Here is a 16,899-nt window from a genome sequence, read left to right as displayed (position 1 = left end):
TGCGCAGTGGTGGTTTCTTCAAGTGCAAGGGACTCCTGCGCCTGTCAGTGCGCGAGTGTGCCCCGGTTTGGCCGAAGTTACCCAATCGTTTGTTTGCACCACGTGATAAACCACGCTTATCACGATGCCCCGGGCAGGGACTCGTTGAGCGCCGCCTCCAGGTCGAGGTCGCCGGCGATCTGCCAGGTGACCTGCGACAACGCCGGCTGCGGTTCGCGCCGCAAGCGCACCAGACAGACGTTCTCGGCGTGTTCCGGCACGATGGGATGCGTGCGCAACCCCGCGCCATCGTGCCGGGTCGGCAAGGCGCTGAGCGGCACGACCGCGAACGCCCGTCCGCTCTGGCACTCGGCCAGCAGCAGGCGCATGTCGTTGGTTTCCAGCACGACGCGAGGCGAGGCATCGACCGCCTCGAACAGCGCCTGCAGCGTCTGCCGATTCTGCATGTCGCGGCTGAGCAGGCACAGCGGCAGTTCGGCCACTTCCGCCCAGCCCAGTTGATGGGGAAGCGAGGCCTGACCACTGGACACCAGCACATAGCGCTCAGAAAACAGCGGCAGCCGGTCGTATTCGTCGCCGGCCACCGAGCGCTCGTACAGCATGCCCAGCAGGATGTCCTGGGATTTCAGCCGCTTGAGGATCTCGGGCGTGCTCAACGCGGCCACCTCCAGCGTGAGTTGCGGCAGCATCTCCCGGTATTGCGCGGCCAGCAGCGCCGCGGCGTGCCCCGCCGTGGGAATCGCGCCGATGGCCAGGTGCCCCTGCGGCAAACTGCGGATCAGGTCGGCTTCCTGCCGCAGCCCTTCCAGCGAAGCCAAGGTCTGGCGCACCCAGCGGATCACGCGTTCGCCTTCGGGCGTGATGCCCTCGAAGCTGCGATTGCGCTTGATGATGGTGATGCCCAGTTCCCGCTCCAACTCGCGGATGCCGCTGGACAGCGCGGGCTGCGAGACGTGGCAGCTTTCCGCGGCCCGGCCGAAATGGCGGTGCGTGTCCAGGGCAATGAGGTATTTGAGCTGGCGTATGAACATTGAGGAGGATCCGAAGTCGCCAAGGCGCGCCGTAACCCGCAATGCTGCCATACCTGGCACCTTGCGGCGGTTCGCCCGGCTCCCTATCGAAGCCCTGATGAAAAAAAAGAATCCGGGTGAACGGCTCCCGACGATCCAATCGCCTGGGAGCCCGTTCAACGGATTCCTTTGCGGCCCGGAGGCCGCGCCAAGGCGATCAGGCGCCCAGGTAGGCGCGGCGCACCTCGGCATTGACCAGCAGGTTCGCGCCCGTATCCTGCAGCACGACCCGGCCGTTCTCCAGCACGTAACCCCGATCGGCCACCTGCAGCGCCTTGTTGGCGTTCTGCTCGACCAGGAACACGGTGACGCCCTGGTCGCGGATGGTACGGATGATGTCGAAGATCTGCGCAATGATCAGCGGAGCCAGGCCCAGCGTGGGTTCATCGAGCAGCAGCAGGCGAGGACGGCTCATCAGCGCGCGGCCGATGGCCAGCATCTGCTGCTCGCCGCCCGACATCGTGCCCGCCCGCTGCGCCGCGCGCTCTTTCAGGCGCGGGAACAGCGTGTAGACGTGCTCGATGCCCGACTCGATCTCCTGGCGGTTCGAGAAGAAGCCGCCCATCATCAGGTTCTCGGCCACCGTCAGGTCCTTGAAGACCCGGCGTCCTTCGGGCGAGATGGCGATGCCGCTGCGCATGATCTCGTGCGTCTCGGCATTCGTAATATCCTTGCCCTCGAACGAGATGCGGCCTTCCTTGGCGCGGGGATTGCCGCACACCGTCATCAGCAGCGTGGTCTTGCCGGCGCCGTTGGCGCCGATCAGGGTGACGATCTCGCCCTGGTTGACCTCGACGGACACGCCGTTCAGCGCCTGGATGGCGCCGTAGTAGGTATGGATGTTCTCCAGTTTCAGCATCATTCTTCCCCCAGGTACGCCTTGATGACCCGCTCGTCGTTGCGTACCTGCTCGGGGGTGCCGGTCGTGATGGGCTTGCCGTGCTCCATCACCAGGATACGATCGGAAATGCCCATGATCAGGCTCATGTCGTGCTCGATCAGCAGCACGGCCACGCCGAACTCGCGGCGCAACTGGTCGATCAGCGACTGCAGGTCGCGCTTTTCCTGCGGGTTCAGGCCGGCGGCCGGCTCGTCCAGCATCAGCAGGCGCGGCTTGGTGATCATGCAGCGCGCGATCTCCAGGCGGCGTTGATGGCCATAGGCCAGGTTGCCCGCCTCGCGGTTGGCGTACTGGCGCAGGCCCATGAAATCCAGCCATTGCGCGGCACGCGCCTTGGCGTCTTCCTCGGACTGGCGGTAGGACTTCAGCTTCAGCAGGCCGGGCAGCAGGCGCGCCTCGACCTGGGTGTGCTGCGCCACCAGCAGGTTCTCCAGCACGGTCAGTTGCTTGAACAGCCGCACGTTCTGGAAGGTGCGCACCAGGCCGTGGCGCGCCACCTTGTGGCTGGGCTGGCCGGCAATGGACTTGCCGTCCATCACGATGTCGCCCGCGGTCGGCTTGTAGAAGCCGCCCACGCAGTTGAACACCGTGGTCTTGCCCGCGCCGTTGGGGCCGATGATGGCGAACACTTCGTCGCGTTGGACCTCGAAGCCCACGCTGTCGACGGCCAAGAGGCCGCCGAAACGCATGGTCAGGCCGGATACTTTCAGCAGCGCTTCGCTCATTTACCGACCTCCGCATTACCCAGTTCCACGTGCGGTCGCTTCATGGGCAAGAGGCCTTGCGGACGCCACATCATCATCAACACCATCACCAGGCCGAACACCAGCATGCGGTATTCGGCGAACTCGCGCGCCAGCTCGGGCAGCACCGTCAGCAGGATGGCCGCCAGGATCACGCCCACCTGCGACCCCATGCCGCCCAGCACCACGATGGCCAGGATCAGCGCGGATTCGATGAAGGTGAACGACTCGGGGTTGACCATGCCCTGGCGCGCCGCGAAGAACGCGCCGCCGAAACCCGCGAACATCGCGCCCAGCGTGAACGCCGACAGCTTGATGCGCGTGGGATTCAGGCCCAGCGAGCGGCAGGCGATCTCGTCCTCGCGCAGCGCCTCCCAGGCGCGCCCGACCGGCATGCGGATCAGGCGCGTGGACACGGCCAGCGTCACCAGCGCCAGCAACAGCGCCATCAGGTACAGGTACACCACCATATGCTGGTTCTGGAAGCCCCAGCCCATGATCTCGTGGAACGTACGCGAGCCCTCTTCGCTGGAACGGCGCGCCATCTCCATGCCCAGCACCGAGGGCTTGGGAATGCCGGAAATGCCGTCCGGACCGCCCGTCAGGGTGTTCAGGTTGATGAGCAGCAGGCGGATGATCTCACCGAAGCCCAGCGTGACGATGGCCAGGTAGTCGCCGCGCAGCCGCAGCACCGGGAATCCCAGGATGAAGCCGAACAAGGCGGCCATCGCGCCCGCGAACGGCAGCGCCTCCCAGAAGCTCCAGCCGCCCCAGTGGTACAGCAGGCCGTACGTGTACGCGCCCACGGCGTAGAAGCCGACGAACCCCAGGTCGAGCAGGCCCGCGAAGCCCACCACGATGTTCAGGCCCAGGCCCAGCATCACGTAGATGAGCACCAGCGTAGCGATGTCCACCGAGCTGCGCCCGGCGAAGAACGGCCAGGCGATGGCGGCGGCGATCAGCAGCACGCCGACCCAGCGGTGGCCCTTGGTGGGCGTGGCCGGCAGCGTGGGCAGGTTGAACTTCAGCGACTTGAATGGCCTGGAAATCCACGGACGCAGCAACTGGAACAGGAACACCACGCCGCAGGCGATGGCGACCAGGTCCCAACGGGGCTCCATCGTCGTGCGCACCCCCTGGCGAATCAGTTGCAGGCCGAACACGGGCATGACGATGACGGCGGTCAGCACCGCCGCGATCGTCGCGTTTTTCAGAGCGCTTTCCTGAGCGGCCATCAGACTTTCTCCACTTCGGGTTTGCCCAGCAGCCCCGTCGGACGGAACAGCAGGATCAGCACCAGCAGACCGAAGGCCACGATGTCCTTGTACTGCGACGAGATGTAGGCAGCGGCAAAGGTCTCGGCCAGGCCCAGCAGCACGCCGCCCAGCATGGCGCCGGGAATGCTGCCGATACCGCCCAGCACCGCGGCGGTGAACGCCTTGATGCCGGCGATGAAGCCGATGAACGGGTTCAGCTTGCCGATGGTGACGGCGATCAGCACGCCGCCCACCGCCGCCAGCATGGCGCCCAGGATGAAGGTAAAGGAAATGACCTTGTTGGTGTCGATGCCCAGGAGGCCCGCCATGTGCATGTCCTGCGAGCAGGCGCGCGAGGCGCGGCCCATGCGCGAATGCTTGATGTACATGGTCAGCGCCACCATCAGCACCACGGTGACCACGATGATGACGATGCGCGAGTACGGCAGCGTCACGTCGAAGCCGTCACCCATGGGCACGGACACCCCGCCGGACAGCAGCGCCGGCACGGCCATGTCGCGCGCGCCCTGGCCCAGGGCCATCCAGTTCTGCAGGAAGATCGACATGCCGATGGCGGAGATCAGCGCCACCAGGCGGGGGCTGCCGCGCACCGGACGGTACGCCACGCGTTCGACGCTGTAGCCATACACGCCCGTGACCACCATGGCCACCAGCAGCATGGCCGCGATGATGAAGTACACCGGCAAGCCGCTATCGGTGCCGAAGGCGGTCAGGGTGACCAGGCCGACGTAGGCGCCGATCATATAGATCTCGCCGTGCGCGAAGTTGATCATACCGATGATGCCGTAGACCATTGTGTAGCCAATGGCGATCAGCGCGTAGATCGCACCCAGGGACAGTCCGTTGAAGAACTGCTGGGTAAGTTGTGGGATCAGATCTGACATGGGGAGGAATCGCTCCAGATGCTGCCACGCCGCCCCATCTGGCGCACTGACCCCGTACGGGGGGGCTTTGCGCCTGGGTGCGGCGTGGCGGCAAAAAATGGTTCCGGCCCCGGTAGTGCGACCCGGAGCCGGATGACCTCGACTACATCAAGCCCCAGGCGGATAGCCCGGGGCCTGCGCAGAAAAACGACGCATAGTACAGCGGACGCCTTACAGCTGGGTCTTCTTGCCGGCCTTGTCCCACTTGTAGACGGCGAACTCGAAATCCTTCAGGTCGCCCTTGGCGTCGTACTCGACCTTGCCGATGGCCGTATTGAACGAGTTCTTGTGCAGATAGTCGGCCACCTTGGCGGGATCCTCACCTACGGCGTTGATGCCGTCGGCGATCAGTTGCACGGCCGCGTAGGCGGGCATCTGGAAGGCGCCATCGGGATTGCGCTTCTTGGCTTCGAAGGCCTTGACCACGCTTTCGTTGCCCGGCAGCTTGGTGAAGTCGGCCGGCAGCGTGACCAGCAGGCCCTCGATGGCCGGACCGGCGATGGCCACCAGATCCTGGTTGGCGGTGCCTTCCGGACCCATGAACTGCACGTTCAGGCCCTGTTCGCGCGACTGGCGCAGCAGCAGGCCCAGCTCGGGGTGGTAGCCGCCGAAATACACGAAATCGACGCCCGCCGACTTCAGCTTGGTGATGACGGCCGAGTAGTCGCTGTCGCCGACGTTGATGCCTTCGAAGATCGCAACGTTGACCTTGTCCTTCTCCAGCGTGTTCTTCACCTGGGTGGCCACGCCCGAACCGTAGGTCTGCTTGTCGTGCAGCACGGCGACCTTCTTGGGCTTGATGGTCTTGGCGATGTAGTTGGCGGCGAACGGGCCTTGCTGGTCGTCGCGGCCGATGGTGCGGAAGAAGAAGTGCGGCTTGGTCGTGTCGGTGACCAGCGGCGAGGTCGCGCCCGGGGTGATGGCGACGATGCCTTCCTGTTCGTACACGTTGACGGCGGGCACGGTGACGCCCGAGCAGGCGTGCGCCACGGCGAACTTGGCGCCGGAGTTGACCACACGGTTGGCGGCCGGCACGGCCTGCTTCGGTTCGCAGCCATCGTCGATCAGGATGGGTTCGAGCTGCTTGCCCTTGACGCCGCCCTTGGCGTTGATGGTCTCGATCGCGGTCAGCGCGCCGGCCTGGATCTGATCGCCATACTGGGTGTTCGGGCCGGTCATGGGTTGCGGAATGCCGATCTTGATGGTGTCGGCGGCGTGGACGCTTCCGGCGAGCATCAGGGCGCCCAGTGCAACGGCCAGGGGGGTAAAGCGTTGCGCGATTTTCATGCAGACTTCTCCAGCAGGGAGGGGTTGGACGGCTCTGCCCGATCCGGAACGGAAGGATTTTCCGGCTCCGGGATACGGCATTTCCCGCTTATTTTGTATAGCGGTAACGTGGCCGGTATTCTGTTCGCTGCCCCAGTGCGTGTCACTGCGTGGAATCCCCAATATTTCATCGGGATGAACAAACGGGGACAGGCATGAATGGCCCGAGAGCGACCTGTTTTGACTTCAATCAGGCCAAAATCGTTTGCAGCGCTTTGCGGACCCTATCTTTCAGTGGCCGAATCTGGATTTCCTTGACGACGTTCACCTGCATCGTGGTCAGCGCAACCTCGAGTAATAAGGCGTCGATTTCGTACTTTCCTCGGGCCTGCAGCCAGGTGATGACCTCGGCCAAATGCCATACTGACGCACTGCCTTCATGAACTGGCGTCGGGAAACTCGTTGCGTGATTGATCATCAACTTGCGCATGTTCTGCCGCGTAACGCCCACGGCATCGGCCACATCGCTAAGCCCGACAAGATCAGGAGCCGCCTCGATCAGCTTCGCCGTCGGGATCGCTCGCTTGATATCGGTCAGAGCACTCAGCAGCGCGGCTTCGGCGCTTGGCGCCTCACGAACAAACTCCAAAGCGATGCGGCCCGGCAGGCCGACGCCCACGAGCGCATCGTCACATCCCATGGCACCCAGCCGTTCGACAAGGTCATTGTGATCGGAATCCCGCTCCGATAACTGATATTTGAGCGTGAATGTGTATTCCATCGGCTACTCCCGGGCATCATGTCCCGAAGCGACTAGATCATTCCTGCGTGTGGTGCAGTTATCGACAACCCGCCTGAGTTGACGAGCATGATTCCGGGGATTACGCGGTGTACTCCACACACTTGCGATACGGAACTCTCCGCATCGGCATTGTTCATCGTCGTAAGGGCAATACATTCTGCCCCATGCATGGGAGCCGCCTGCCTCCACACGCCAGCCGCGTGCTTCCGCATGGCGAAGGGCCGCTTCAAATTCTTTGTTTGGATGAACACCACGGCCCATGCGATTGCCTCCAGCCTACGCGCACAAAAAAAGGTTGTCAATCGACAACCCTCTCAAGTGATCACAAGAGTGGAAGTTAGCGCCGCTTACCGGGTGAAGCCGAAGCAAGGATCAATATCGGACGAAGCGAATCCAGAACGCTTGCCACTAAGCAGGCTGTGCCACCTCGCCTGTCCGATTGGCCCGACGAACGGCGTCTTTGACGGCCTTATCTCTCTACAGGCCGTGCCTCTGCAGGCCGCGCCTCTACAGGCCGTGCCTCTGCAGGCCGCGCCAAATTCCACATCAGCGCCCGGAACGGCGCCAGCATCGCCAGATTGACGGCCAGCTTGATGGCCAGGTCGCCCAGCAGCCAGGTCAGCCACGGCAGGCCGGAGCCGGCGAAGGCCACGCTGAAGAACACGGCCGTGTCGAACACGGCGCCAGCCGTGCCCGCCAGCAACGGCGCGCGCCACCAGCGCTGGTCGCGCAGGCGGTCGAACACTTTGATGTCGATCAGTTGGGCGCACAGGTACGCCAGGCCCGAGGCCAGCGCGATGCGCGGCGAGGCCACCCACATCGACACGGCCAGCGCCAGCGCGAAACCGCACCACGCCACGCGGCGCGCCGCCCGCGGGCCGAAGCGGCGGTTCAGCAGGTCGGTAACCAGGAAGGCCATCGGATACGACAGCCCGCCCCAGGTCAGCCAGTCGTTCAGAGGCACCTGCACCAGGACGTTCGATCCCACCACCACCACGCCCATGGCCAGCACCGCCAGGGCGAACTGCCCGGGCGACATCGGGGCGTAGCGGCGCGGAACTGCACGATTCACTTGCCGAACTCCTCGGCCAATTCGCGCGAACGGCGCGCGGCCGCCTGCATGGCCCGCTCGACCAGCGGCGCGAAACCGCCCTGCTCGAACTCGCCCAGCGCGGCGGCCGTGGTGCCGCCCTTGGAGGTGACGCGCTCGCGCAGCACCGACGGCGGCTCGTCGGACTGGGTGGCCAATCTGGTGGCGCCGGCGAAGGTGGCCAGCGCCAGTTGGCGCGACTGTTCTTCGTTCAGGCCGACCGCCTTGCCGCCGGCCATCAGCGCCTCCAGGAACAGAAAGACATACGCCGGGCCGCTGCCCGACAGGGCCGTCACGGCATCCAGGCCGGCATCGTCATCGACCCACACCACCTCGCCCACCGATCGCAGCAGCGTCGCGGCCAGATCGCGGTCGGCCTGGCTGGCGCCCGGCAGCGCGGCCAGGCCGGTGATGCCCGCGCCGACCAGCGCCGGCGTGTTGGGCATGCAGCGCACCAGGCGCTGCCAGGGCTGGCCCGGCTCGCCCAGCCAGCCGGCCAGCGTATCGGCGCGCAGGCCGGCCGCCACGCTGATCACCAGCGTGTCGCCATTCAGCCATTGGCGCGTGTCCGCCACCGCCTGTCGCATGTTCTGCGGCTTGACCGCGTAAATCCAGACCTTGCAGCGGGCCAGCGTATCGTCGGGCGCGGCCGCGACGGTCGCGCCCCGCGCGCGCCAGGCGTCATGCCCGGATGCATTGATGTCCACGACGTGCAGGTTGCCCGCCGGGCAGGCGCGGTCGGCCAGGCCCGAGGCCAGCGCGGCGGCCATGTTGCCGCCGCCGATGAAGGCGATAGAGAGGGAGTTGTCCATGGCGCAGGATTGTAAACCCGCCCTTCTCCCCGGACGTTTCCCCGGGCGGGCAACGCGCTGCAACACTTTGTCCAATTGACATGCCAGTCCCACGATGTGAAAGTCACGCGGTTGACACAAACAATTCATAAGGTGTTGCGCTTCGCATCGGCCGATGCGGCAGCACACGAACGGAGGAACTCTCTCATGCGCACCCCTCGTATGGCGCTGGCCGCCGCCGCGGTCTTGTCCGCGCTGGCCGCCATCCCGGCCCACGCCGCCACCGAAATCCAGTTCTGGCATTCCATGGAAGGCGCGCTTGGCGACCGCGTCAATGCCCTGGTCGATGAATTCAACAAGAACAACACCGAGTATCAGGTCAAGGCCGTCTACAAGGGCAACTACGGCGAGTCGATGAATGCCGGCATCGCCGCGTTCCGCGCCGGCAACGCGCCCGACATCCTGCAGGTCTTCGAAGTCGGCACCGCCACCATGATGTACGCCAAGGGCGCCATCAAGCCGGTGCAGCAGATGTCCGAGGAAGCGGGCGACCCGATCGATCCCAAGGCTTTCATCGGCGCCGTGGCCGGCTACTACTCGTCGCCGGACGGCAAGCTGGTGTCGATGCCCTTCAACAGCTCGACCGTGGTGTTCTACTACAACAAGGACGCCTTCAAGAAGGCCGGCCTGGACGCCGACAAGCCGCCCAAGACCTGGGAAGAGCTGGCCGCCGCCGGCCAGAAGCTCAAGGCCGCTGGCCAGGAGTGCGGCTACACCACCTCGTGGCCGTCCTGGACGCAACTCGAGACGTTCTCGGCCTGGCACAACGTGCCCTACGCCACCAAGGACAACGGCTTCGGCGGCCTGGACGCGCGCCTGGCGGTCAACACCGACCTGCACGTGCGCCACATGGAAAACCTGGCCAAAATGGGCAAGGAAGGCATCTTCCAATACGGCGGCCGCGGCGACGAGCCCAACTCGCTGTTCATCAGCGGCAAGTGCGCCATGATCACCGGCTCCAGCGGCCTGCGCGCCAACATCGCCAAGAACGCCAAGTTCGAGTTCGGCACCTCCACCCTGCCCTACTACGGCGACGTCAAGGGCGCGCCGCAGAACACCATCATCGGCGGCGCATCGTTGTGGGTGTTCGCCAACAAGAAGCCCGAGGTCTACAAGGGCGTGACCAAGTTCTTCAAGTTCCTGGCCAGCCCCGAGATCGCCGCCCGCTGGCACCAGCAGACCGGCTACGTGCCCGTCACCAAGGCCGCCTACGAGCGCACCCTGAAGGAAGGCTTCTACGGCAAGAACCCGGGCACCGACGTGGGCGTCAAGCAGCTCAACGTCGAGACCACCGCGCAGTCGCGCGGCGTGCGCCTGGGCTACCTGCCGCAGATCCGCGAGATCGAGGATGCCGAGATCGAGCGCATCGTGTCGGGCAAGGTGTCGGCCAAGGAAGGCCTGGCCAACATCACCAAGCGCGGCGACGAACTGCTCGAGAAATTCCAGAAGAGCACCGGCAACTGATGCCGCGCGGCGCCGGCCCGCAGGGGCGCCGCCGCGTTCCGATTCAAGCCGCGCCGGCCGCGGCCGTTAACTCCGATGGCGGCGGTTCGCACGAACCGTCGCCTCGCTCGTTTCTGGCATACCCATAGGCCCTCCATGGAAAAGCGCGTCGTCTTCGGCCACAAGTTCCTGCCCTACCTGCTGCTGGCGCCGCAGTTGGTCATCACGGTCGTCTTCTTCTTCCTGCCGGCCGGCCAGGCCATGTGGCAGTCGATGCGTCTGGAAGACGCCTTCGGCCTGTCTTCCGAATTCGTCGGGCTGGACAACTTCACCGCCCTTTTCGCCCAGGACACCTACCTCGATTCGTTCCGCGTCACGGCCGTGTTCTCGGTGTTGGTGGCCTTCGTGGGCCTGGCGCTGGCGCTGCTGCTGGCCGTGATGGCCGACCGCGTGGTGCGGGGCGCGGGCCTGTACAAGACGCTGCTGATCTGGCCCTACGCCGTGGCGCCGGCGGTGGTGGGCGTACTGTGGCTGTTCCTGTTCTCGCCGTCGGTCGGCATCCTGGCCGTGGCGCTGCAAGGCATGGGCGTGCCCTGGAACCCGCGCCTGGACGGCGACCAGGCCCTCATCCTGGTGCTGATCGCCGCGGTCTGGAAACAGATCTCGTACAACTTCCTGTTCTTCCTGGCGGGCCTGCAGTCCATCCCGCGCTCGCTGATCGAAGCCGCCGCCATCGATGGCGCCTCGCCGTCGCGCCGTTTCTGGACCATCGTCTTCCCGCTGCTGTCGCCCACCACCTTCTTCCTGCTGGTGGTGAACGTGATCTACGCCTTCTTCGACACTTTCGCCGTCATCGACACCACCACCCAGGGCGGGCCGGGCACGTCCACGTCCATCCTGGTCTACAAGGTGTACAGCGACGGCTTCCGCGGACTGGACCTGGGCTCGTCCGCCGCGCAGTCCGTGGTGCTGATGGGCATCGTCATCGTCCTGACGGTGGTGCAGTTCCGCTACATCGACCGCAAGGTCCAGTACTGATTCCGCAAGAGGCCGCATCATCATGGTAGAACGCCGCCCCTGGCTCGACGCGCTGGCGCACGTGATCCTGCTTTGCGGGATCGCGCTGGTCGCCTTTCCCATCTACGTCACCTTCGTGGCATCCACCCAGACCGCCCAGGAAGTCGCCTCGGCGCCCATGTCGCTGATCCCCGGCCCGCACCTGGTCGACAACTATCTGCGCGCCCTGTTCGCCGGCTCGGGCGGCGGATCGGCCGGGGTGCCGGTCGGCCGCATGATGACGGTCAGCCTGGTCATGGCGCTGGCCATCTCCCTCGGCAAGATCGCCATCTCGCTGCTGTCCGCCTTCGCGGTGGTGTACTTCCGCTTTCCCGGCCGCATGTTCTTCTTCTGGATGATCTTCGTCACGCTGATGCTGCCGGTCGAAGTCCGCATCGCGCCCACGTACAAGGTCGTGGCCGACCTCGGCCTGCTCAACAGCTACGCAGGCCTGACGCTGCCGCTGATCGCCTCGGCCACCGCTACCTTCCTGTTCCGCCAGTTCTTCCTGACGGTCCCCGACGAACTGATCGAGGCGGCCCGCATCGATGGCGCCGGACCGCTGCGGTTCTTCCTGGACGTGCTGCTGCCGCTGTCGCGCACCACCATCGCCGCGCTGTTCGTCATCCAGTTCATCTATGGATGGAATCAATACCTCTGGCCGCTGCTGGTGACCACACAGGAAGACATGTACCCCGTGGTGATCGGCATCAAGCGCATGATCAGCGGCGGCGACAGCGTCACCGAATGGAACATCACGATGGCCACCGCGATCCTGGCGATGCTGCCGCCGGCGCTGGTGGTGATCCTCATGCAGAAGTGGTTCGTCAAGGGTCTGGTCGACACAGAGAAATGAGTTAAGACATGGCTACTCTAAGCTTCGAACGCGTCAAGAAAACCTACGCCGGCAACGTCGCGGTGATCCACGGCATCGACATGGAAATCGCCGACGGCGAGTTCATCGTCATCGTCGGCCCCTCGGGCTGCGGCAAGTCCACGCTGATGCGCATGGTCGCCGGCCTGGAGACCGTCACCGACGGCCACATCCGCATCGACGGCAACGTGGTCAACGACCTGGAACCGGCCGAACGCGACATCGCCATGGTGTTCCAGAACTACGCCCTGTATCCGCACATGAGCGTGTACGACAACATGGCCTACGGCCTGAAGCTGCGCAAGTTCTCGCGCGACGAGATCCGCAAGCGTGTCGAGGCCGCCGCGCAGATCCTGGAACTGGGCAAGCTGCTGGACCGCCGCCCCCGCCAGTTGTCGGGCGGCCAGCGCCAACGCGTGGCCATGGGCCGCGCCATCGTGCGCGAACCGAAGGTGTTCCTGTTCGACGAACCCCTGTCCAACCTGGACGCCAAGTTGCGCGTGGCGATGCGCCTGGAAATCCTGAAGCTGCACCGCCGCCTGGGCACCACCAGCCTGTACGTCACCCACGACCAGGTCGAGGCCATGACGCTGGCCCACCGCATGGTGGTGATGAACCAGGGCATCCCCGAACAGATCGGCACGCCCATGGAAGTGTTCGACAAGCCGGCCTCGACATTCGTGGCCAGCTTCATCGGCTCGCCCCCGATGAACCTGCTGGCCGTGCAGGTGGCCGGCGACGGCACCGTGCAGACCGCCGACGGCCCGCCGCTGGACATCTCGCCGCTGGAAGTGCCGCAGGCCGTGCGGGGCCGCCGCGTCATCATGGGCATCCGCCCCGAGCACATGCTGCTGAACACGCAAGGCATCGACACCGTGGTCGAGATGGTCGAGACGCTGGGATCCGAACAACTGGTGCATTGCCGCTGCGGTAGCACCCTGATGGTGGTGCGCTGCACGACGCGGCAACTGAACGAGTCGCCGGCCCGGGTGGGCGAACGCGTGCAGATCGGGTCGGACGGGCGCCATCCGCTGCACTGGTTCGAATCGGACGAACGCGGCCGCCGCGTCGAGGGACTCTGATCGAAATGGCCTGCCCACCCGGGCGGGCCATTGCCAATCAGCGCCGGCCTTCTACTGCTGCGTCACCCCTGCCTGCTTCACGACCTGACCCCAACGGTCGTACTCTTCTTCGATGTAGCGGGTGTATTGCTGCGGACTGCCGCCCAGCGCCAGCGTCCCCTGCTGCTGCAGCTTCTGCTTCACCTCTTCCGACGCCAGAGCCTTCGCGAAGGCCTCGTTCAGCTTGCGCACCACGGGTTCGGGGGTGCCCTTCGGCGCCACCACGCCTTGCCAGGCCAGGCTTTCAAAACCCGGAATCAGGCTTTCGGCCAGCGTCGGCACGTCCGGCAGCACCGGCGAGCGTTCGCGGCTGGTCACCGCCAACGCCTTCAGGCTACCTTTCTGCACCGGCCCGATGACAGTGTTCAGCGTCGTGGTGGTGAACTGTGTCGCCCCCGCGATCAGGTCCACCTGCGCCGGGGCGGTGCCCTTGTACGGCACGTGCGTGGCCTCCACGCCAGCGATACGCAGCATCTGCGCGGCGGTCAGGTGCTCGATGGCCCCCGTGCCCGATGACGCATAGTTGTACTTGCCAGGATTGGCCTTCAACTTCTCCACCAGCGCACGCGGCGAGTCGGCGGGAAACGAGGCCGTGGTCGCCAGAACGAGCGGCACCGCGGCCGTCAGCCCGACAGGCGCGAAGTCCTTCAGCGGATCAAACCCCGGCGCCTTGTACACCCAGGGCGCGATCACGATGGACGAGGTGTTGTACAGCAATGTGTAGCCATCGGGCTCGGCCTGGGTCAGCAGCGCCGCGGCAATGTTGCCCGCCGCGCCCGCCTTGTTCTCGACCACGATGGTCTGTCCCAGCTCATGCCCCGCGCGCTCGGCCAGGATGCGCGCCACGTTGTCGGTGGGCCCGCCTGGCGCGAAACCCACCAGCAGGCGGATGGGTTTGTCTGGCCACGCATCGCGCGCATGGGCGGGTGCGACGGCCATCGCCGCGCAGGCAACTACCGCGGCCGACAAGGCCGCCAGATTTCGGTTCTTCATGTCTCGCTCCGTTTTTATAGGTCGTCGCGGTGGACTCCCGGGTCCCCGCGCGTCGTACAGCAACTGCCTTGGCAGGAATGACGCGGCCGGTTTCACACCGTCGCGATCGGGTTCAGCGGCGAACCCACCGCGCCCGGCAGACGCAGCGGCGGCGCGGTCAGCATGAACGCATGCCGGCCATTGGCATGCAGCCAGTTCGCCAGGTCGGTCAGGTGCCACAACTCGCCCAGATGGATGCCCAGCTTGAACAGGCACAACTCGTGCAAGGGCAGCAAGGCGCTGCAACCATCGCCGTGAAAATCGTAGGGACGGTCTTCCACCGCGTAGTTGTCGGCGATCAAGGCCGCGATGCCGCTGCGGTCCACCCAGGCCCGCAGCTCGGCGTCGCGGCCATCCAGCACCGCGCACGATTGCGCCAGACGCGCCGCATCGGGCTGCCCCCCCATCTGCAACACCAGGTCGGCAAAGCCCGTGTGCAGGCACAGCATGTCGCCCGGCCGCACCTCGACCCGATCGCGCTCGATGATCTGCATCAGGTCCGCATAGCCCACCCGCCGCCGCGCATCGCCATAGTGGCGGCGCAGGTCCACCAGCACCGCGCGCCCCTGCACGCCCTTGGCCGCCATGTGTTCGATGCCCAGCCTGAGCGCCTTCGAGGCCCCGCCCGGCGTGGCATCGGGATGGCTGAAGTCGGGATCGGGCCGGTGGCCGTTGTAGAACACGATTTCCGCCTCGCCGTCCTGGTCCGCATCGAAGCGCGACCCGATGTGCGACAACGCGTCCCATTGCGTCGAGTACTGCAGGCACAACGTCACCATGTCGTCGCAGGCCACGTCGGTCGTGTTGTGGTCATGCGCGAAGGTATGCAGATAGACCTGCTTGCCATCCGGCCGGCGCGTCGCCGTCAGATGCGGCGGGTGACGCGCCGGGTTCAGCACGTTGCCTCCGGGCAGGTCCAGCGGCAGGCTCAGGCTGAACACCCGGCCTTCGCGTATCTCGGCCGCGCCCTCGCGGACCTTCTGCGGCGTCAGCAGGTTCAGGCGTCCCAGTTGATCGTCGTCTCCGAATTCCCCCCAGTTCGATCCCTCTGGGCGTTGCTTCCAGCGTCTGGCCATGCGGCCCTCCTTGTGGTCGGTTTTCCAGGCGGGCGGGCAGGCGCCGCCCGATGCTGCTCAAGCGGCCGCCCCCCGTCAATCCAGGGTGCGCCCGCGCGTCTCCGGCATGATCAGCGCCATCACGAAGAACAATCCGTAGGCCGCCACGGCAAACACGGCAATGGCCCGGCCCAAAGTCATCGACCCTGCCAGCATGCCCACCAGCGCGGGAAACAGGGCGCCGATGCCGCGCCCGAAGTTGTAGGCGAAGCCCTGTCCCGAACCGCGCACCCGTGTGGGAAACATCTCGGTGAAGAATGGCCCCAGCCCGGAGTAGTAGGCGCTGGCGCAGAATCCCAGCGGGAAACCCAGCACCAGCATCAGATGATTCGATATGGGCAACACCAGATAGGCCACCACCAGCAGCGGCGACGCCAGCGAGAACAGCAGGAACAGGTTGCGCCGCCCGATGCGGTCCGACAGCCATGCCCCCGCCAGGTAGCCACAGAACGACCCCGCGATCAGCACCGCCAGATAGCCACCAGTGTTCAGCACGGACAGGTGGCGCTCGTTCTTCAGGTACAGCGGCACCCAGGTGGTGATGGCGTAATACCCGCCCTGCGCGCCGGTGCCCAGCAAAGCCGTCAGGATCGTGATGCGCAGCACCGGTCCCTTGAAGATGTCCCAGAACGGCGCGCGCGCGGTGTCTTCGGCCTGCGTGCGCGCGGCGATCACCGGCTCAGGCACATAGCGCCGCAGCATCGCCACCAGCAAGGCTGGAATCGCGCCAAAGGCGAACATCCAGCGCCAGGCCTGCTCGGGCGGCATCAGGGTGTAGAACACCATCTGCAGCAGCACGGCGATGCCCCAGCCCACGGCCCAGCCGGATTGCACCGACCCCACGGCCCGGCCGCGATAGCGCGCCCGGATCGTCTCGCCGATCAATACCGCGCCCGCCGTCCACTCGCCGCCGAAGCCCACGCCCAGCAGCGTCCGGAAAATGACCAGTTGCGTGAAGTTCTGCGCCACCGCGCACAGCAGGCAGAACACCGAGAACCAGAGGATGGTGATCTGCAACGTGCGCACGCGCCCGATGCGATCAGACAGGATGCCCGCCGCCCAGCCGCCCACCGCCGAGGCCAGCAACGTGGCGGTGACGGCAAAGCCCGCGCTGGAAGGCGCCACCTGCCACTGGGCGATGATGGTGCCGATCACCAGCGGGTAGATCATGAAATCCACACCGTCCAGCACCCAGCCGCCGAAACAGGCCCAGAACGTACGCCGCTCGACAGGCGTCAGATCCGTATAGAAATCGGTCAGCCCGTGGCCGGCCTCCCTGTGTGTGTCACGCATGATGTCTCCTTCCGGCCGCTGGCGCGGCTCGCCTGGAATGGC

General features: G+C 65.6%; 17 protein-coding genes. 4 read left to right on the top strand and 13 right to left on the bottom strand.

Going from position 1 to position 16,899, the window contains the following annotated elements:
• Window positions 1–119 precede the first annotated feature (119 nt).
• The 10 genes from A7W11_RS05710 to proC form a co-directional block, all read right to left on the bottom strand.
• Window positions 120–1,031 (bottom strand): LysR family transcriptional regulator, encoded by a 912-nt coding sequence (locus tag A7W11_RS05710; protein ID WP_066409883.1) that lies wholly within the window; start codon window positions 1,029–1,031, stop codon window positions 120–122.
• Between the two features lie 196 nt (window positions 1,032–1,227).
• Entirely contained in the window at window positions 1,228–1,929 is a 702-nt protein-coding gene (locus A7W11_RS05705) for an ABC transporter ATP-binding protein (RefSeq protein ID WP_066410139.1), read from the bottom strand.
• Window positions 1,929–2,696: a high-affinity branched-chain amino acid ABC transporter ATP-binding protein LivG gene (gene livG, locus A7W11_RS05700; protein ID WP_066409875.1), complete on the bottom strand. Its 768-nt coding sequence runs from the start codon at window positions 2,694–2,696 to the stop codon at window positions 1,929–1,931. The genes A7W11_RS05705 and livG overlap by 1 nt, the downstream gene beginning before the upstream one ends.
• Window positions 2,693–3,949 carry a high-affinity branched-chain amino acid ABC transporter permease LivM gene (locus A7W11_RS05695; protein ID WP_066409873.1) on the bottom strand — a complete coding sequence of 419 codons (1,257 nt, stop codon included), beginning with the start codon at window positions 3,947–3,949 and terminating at the stop codon, window positions 2,693–2,695. The genes livG and A7W11_RS05695 overlap by 4 nt, the downstream gene beginning before the upstream one ends.
• Entirely contained in the window at window positions 3,949–4,875 is a 927-nt protein-coding gene (gene livH / locus A7W11_RS05690) for a high-affinity branched-chain amino acid ABC transporter permease LivH (RefSeq protein WP_066409870.1), read from the bottom strand. The genes A7W11_RS05695 and livH overlap by 1 nt, the downstream gene beginning before the upstream one ends.
• Before the next feature lie 210 nt (window positions 4,876–5,085).
• Window positions 5,086–6,201: a branched-chain amino acid ABC transporter substrate-binding protein gene (locus tag A7W11_RS05685; RefSeq protein ID WP_066409867.1), complete on the bottom strand. Its 1,116-nt coding sequence runs from the start codon at window positions 6,199–6,201 to the stop codon at window positions 5,086–5,088.
• A 229-nt stretch (window positions 6,202–6,430) separates the two neighbouring features.
• Window positions 6,431–6,961 (bottom strand): helix-turn-helix transcriptional regulator, encoded by a 531-nt coding sequence (locus A7W11_RS05680; RefSeq protein ID WP_066409865.1) that lies wholly within the window; start codon window positions 6,959–6,961, stop codon window positions 6,431–6,433.
• A 3-nt stretch (window positions 6,962–6,964) separates the two neighbouring features.
• Window positions 6,965–7,243, bottom strand: a complete 279-nt coding sequence (locus A7W11_RS28685) for a hypothetical protein (RefSeq protein ID WP_082887110.1) — start codon at window positions 7,241–7,243, stop codon at window positions 6,965–6,967.
• A 208-nt stretch (window positions 7,244–7,451) separates the two neighbouring features.
• Window positions 7,452–8,021 (bottom strand): VUT family protein, encoded by a 570-nt coding sequence (locus tag A7W11_RS05675; protein WP_066409862.1) that lies wholly within the window; start codon window positions 8,019–8,021, stop codon window positions 7,452–7,454.
• Between the two features lie 29 nt (window positions 8,022–8,050).
• The gene (gene proC / locus A7W11_RS05670) at window positions 8,051–8,884 is read right to left on the bottom strand and encodes a pyrroline-5-carboxylate reductase (RefSeq protein ID WP_066409860.1); all 834 of its coding nucleotides are present in this window, start codon (window positions 8,882–8,884) and stop codon (window positions 8,051–8,053) included.
• A 186-nt stretch (window positions 8,885–9,070) separates the two neighbouring features.
• On the opposite strand from proC, the gene ugpB reads away from it, so the two are divergent.
• The 4 genes from ugpB (at window position 9,071) to A7W11_RS05650 (ending at window position 13,378) form a co-directional block, all read left to right on the top strand.
• Window positions 9,071–10,387: a sn-glycerol-3-phosphate ABC transporter substrate-binding protein UgpB gene (gene ugpB / locus A7W11_RS05665; protein ID WP_066409858.1), complete on the top strand. Its 1,317-nt coding sequence runs from the start codon at window positions 9,071–9,073 to the stop codon at window positions 10,385–10,387.
• Window positions 10,388–10,522: 135 nt separating this feature from the next.
• A complete protein-coding gene (gene ugpA / locus A7W11_RS05660; protein ID WP_066409857.1) occupies window positions 10,523–11,404 on the top strand; it encodes a sn-glycerol-3-phosphate ABC transporter permease UgpA in 882 nt (293 codons plus the stop codon).
• 22 nt (window positions 11,405–11,426) lie between these two features.
• Window positions 11,427–12,278: a sn-glycerol-3-phosphate ABC transporter permease UgpE gene (gene ugpE, locus A7W11_RS05655; RefSeq protein ID WP_066409854.1), complete on the top strand. Its 852-nt coding sequence runs from the start codon at window positions 11,427–11,429 to the stop codon at window positions 12,276–12,278.
• Between the two features lie 8 nt (window positions 12,279–12,286).
• Window positions 12,287–13,378 (top strand): sn-glycerol-3-phosphate import ATP-binding protein UgpC, encoded by a 1,092-nt coding sequence (locus A7W11_RS05650; protein ID WP_066409852.1) that lies wholly within the window; start codon window positions 12,287–12,289, stop codon window positions 13,376–13,378.
• A 51-nt stretch (window positions 13,379–13,429) separates the two neighbouring features.
• Here A7W11_RS05650 and A7W11_RS05645 read toward each other — a convergent pair whose 3' ends face one another.
• From A7W11_RS05645 to A7W11_RS05635, 3 genes are all read right to left on the bottom strand, one after another.
• Window positions 13,430–14,356, bottom strand: coding sequence for a Bug family tripartite tricarboxylate transporter substrate binding protein (locus A7W11_RS05645; protein WP_235816816.1), 927 nt, complete (start codon window positions 14,354–14,356; stop codon window positions 13,430–13,432).
• Window positions 14,357–14,502: 146 nt separating this feature from the next.
• On the bottom strand, window positions 14,503–15,525 hold the full coding sequence (locus tag A7W11_RS05640) for a cyclase family protein (protein WP_066409843.1): 1,023 nt from the start codon (window positions 15,523–15,525) through the stop codon (window positions 14,503–14,505).
• Window positions 15,526–15,600: 75 nt separating this feature from the next.
• Window positions 15,601–16,857 (bottom strand): MFS transporter, encoded by a 1,257-nt coding sequence (locus tag A7W11_RS05635; RefSeq protein WP_066409840.1) that lies wholly within the window; start codon window positions 16,855–16,857, stop codon window positions 15,601–15,603.
• Window positions 16,858–16,899 lie beyond the last annotated feature (42 nt).

The organism is Bordetella ansorpii (genome assembly GCF_900078315.1).
GTDB classification, from domain to species: Bacteria; Pseudomonadota; Gammaproteobacteria; order Burkholderiales; family Burkholderiaceae_B; genus Bordetella; species Bordetella ansorpii.
Note: the sequence above shows the minus strand (reverse complement) of the source record. Positions and strands in the feature narration are given on the sequence as shown.

Bases quoted from the DNA above. Each gene is read 5' to 3' on its own strand.
- A7W11_RS05710 (WP_066409883.1), bottom strand. From the start codon at position 1,031: ATGTTCATACGCCAGCTCAAATACCTCATTGCCCTGGACACGCACCGC.
- A7W11_RS05705 (WP_066410139.1), bottom strand. From the start codon at position 1,929: ATGCTGAAACTGGAGAACATCCATACCTACTACGGCGCCATCCAGGCG.
- livG (WP_066409875.1), bottom strand. From the start codon at position 2,696: ATGAGCGAAGCGCTGCTGAAAGTATCCGGCCTGACCATGCGTTTCGGC.
- A7W11_RS05695 (WP_066409873.1), bottom strand. From the start codon at position 3,949: ATGGCCGCTCAGGAAAGCGCTCTGAAAAACGCGACGATCGCGGCGGTG.
- livH (WP_066409870.1), bottom strand. From the start codon at position 4,875: ATGTCAGATCTGATCCCACAACTTACCCAGCAGTTCTTCAACGGACTG.
- A7W11_RS05685 (WP_066409867.1), bottom strand. From the start codon at position 6,201: ATGAAAATCGCGCAACGCTTTACCCCCCTGGCCGTTGCACTGGGCGCC.
- A7W11_RS05680 (WP_066409865.1), bottom strand. From the start codon at position 6,961: ATGGAATACACATTCACGCTCAAATATCAGTTATCGGAGCGGGATTCC.
- A7W11_RS28685 (WP_082887110.1), bottom strand. From the start codon at position 7,243: ATGGGCCGTGGTGTTCATCCAAACAAAGAATTTGAAGCGGCCCTTCGC.
- A7W11_RS05675 (WP_066409862.1), bottom strand. From the start codon at position 8,021: ATGTCGCCCGGGCAGTTCGCCCTGGCGGTGCTGGCCATGGGCGTGGTG.
- proC (WP_066409860.1), bottom strand. From the start codon at position 8,884: ATGGACAACTCCCTCTCTATCGCCTTCATCGGCGGCGGCAACATGGCC.
- ugpB (WP_066409858.1), top strand. From the start codon at position 9,071: ATGCGCACCCCTCGTATGGCGCTGGCCGCCGCCGCGGTCTTGTCCGCG.
- ugpA (WP_066409857.1), top strand. From the start codon at position 10,523: ATGGAAAAGCGCGTCGTCTTCGGCCACAAGTTCCTGCCCTACCTGCTG.
- ugpE (WP_066409854.1), top strand. From the start codon at position 11,427: ATGGTAGAACGCCGCCCCTGGCTCGACGCGCTGGCGCACGTGATCCTG.
- A7W11_RS05650 (WP_066409852.1), top strand. From the start codon at position 12,287: ATGGCTACTCTAAGCTTCGAACGCGTCAAGAAAACCTACGCCGGCAAC.
- A7W11_RS05645 (WP_235816816.1), bottom strand. From the start codon at position 14,356: ATGGCCGTCGCACCCGCCCATGCGCGCGATGCGTGGCCAGACAAACCC.
- A7W11_RS05640 (WP_066409843.1), bottom strand. From the start codon at position 15,525: ATGGCCAGACGCTGGAAGCAACGCCCAGAGGGATCGAACTGGGGGGAA.
- A7W11_RS05635 (WP_066409840.1), bottom strand. From the start codon at position 16,857: ATGCGTGACACACACAGGGAGGCCGGCCACGGGCTGACCGATTTCTAT.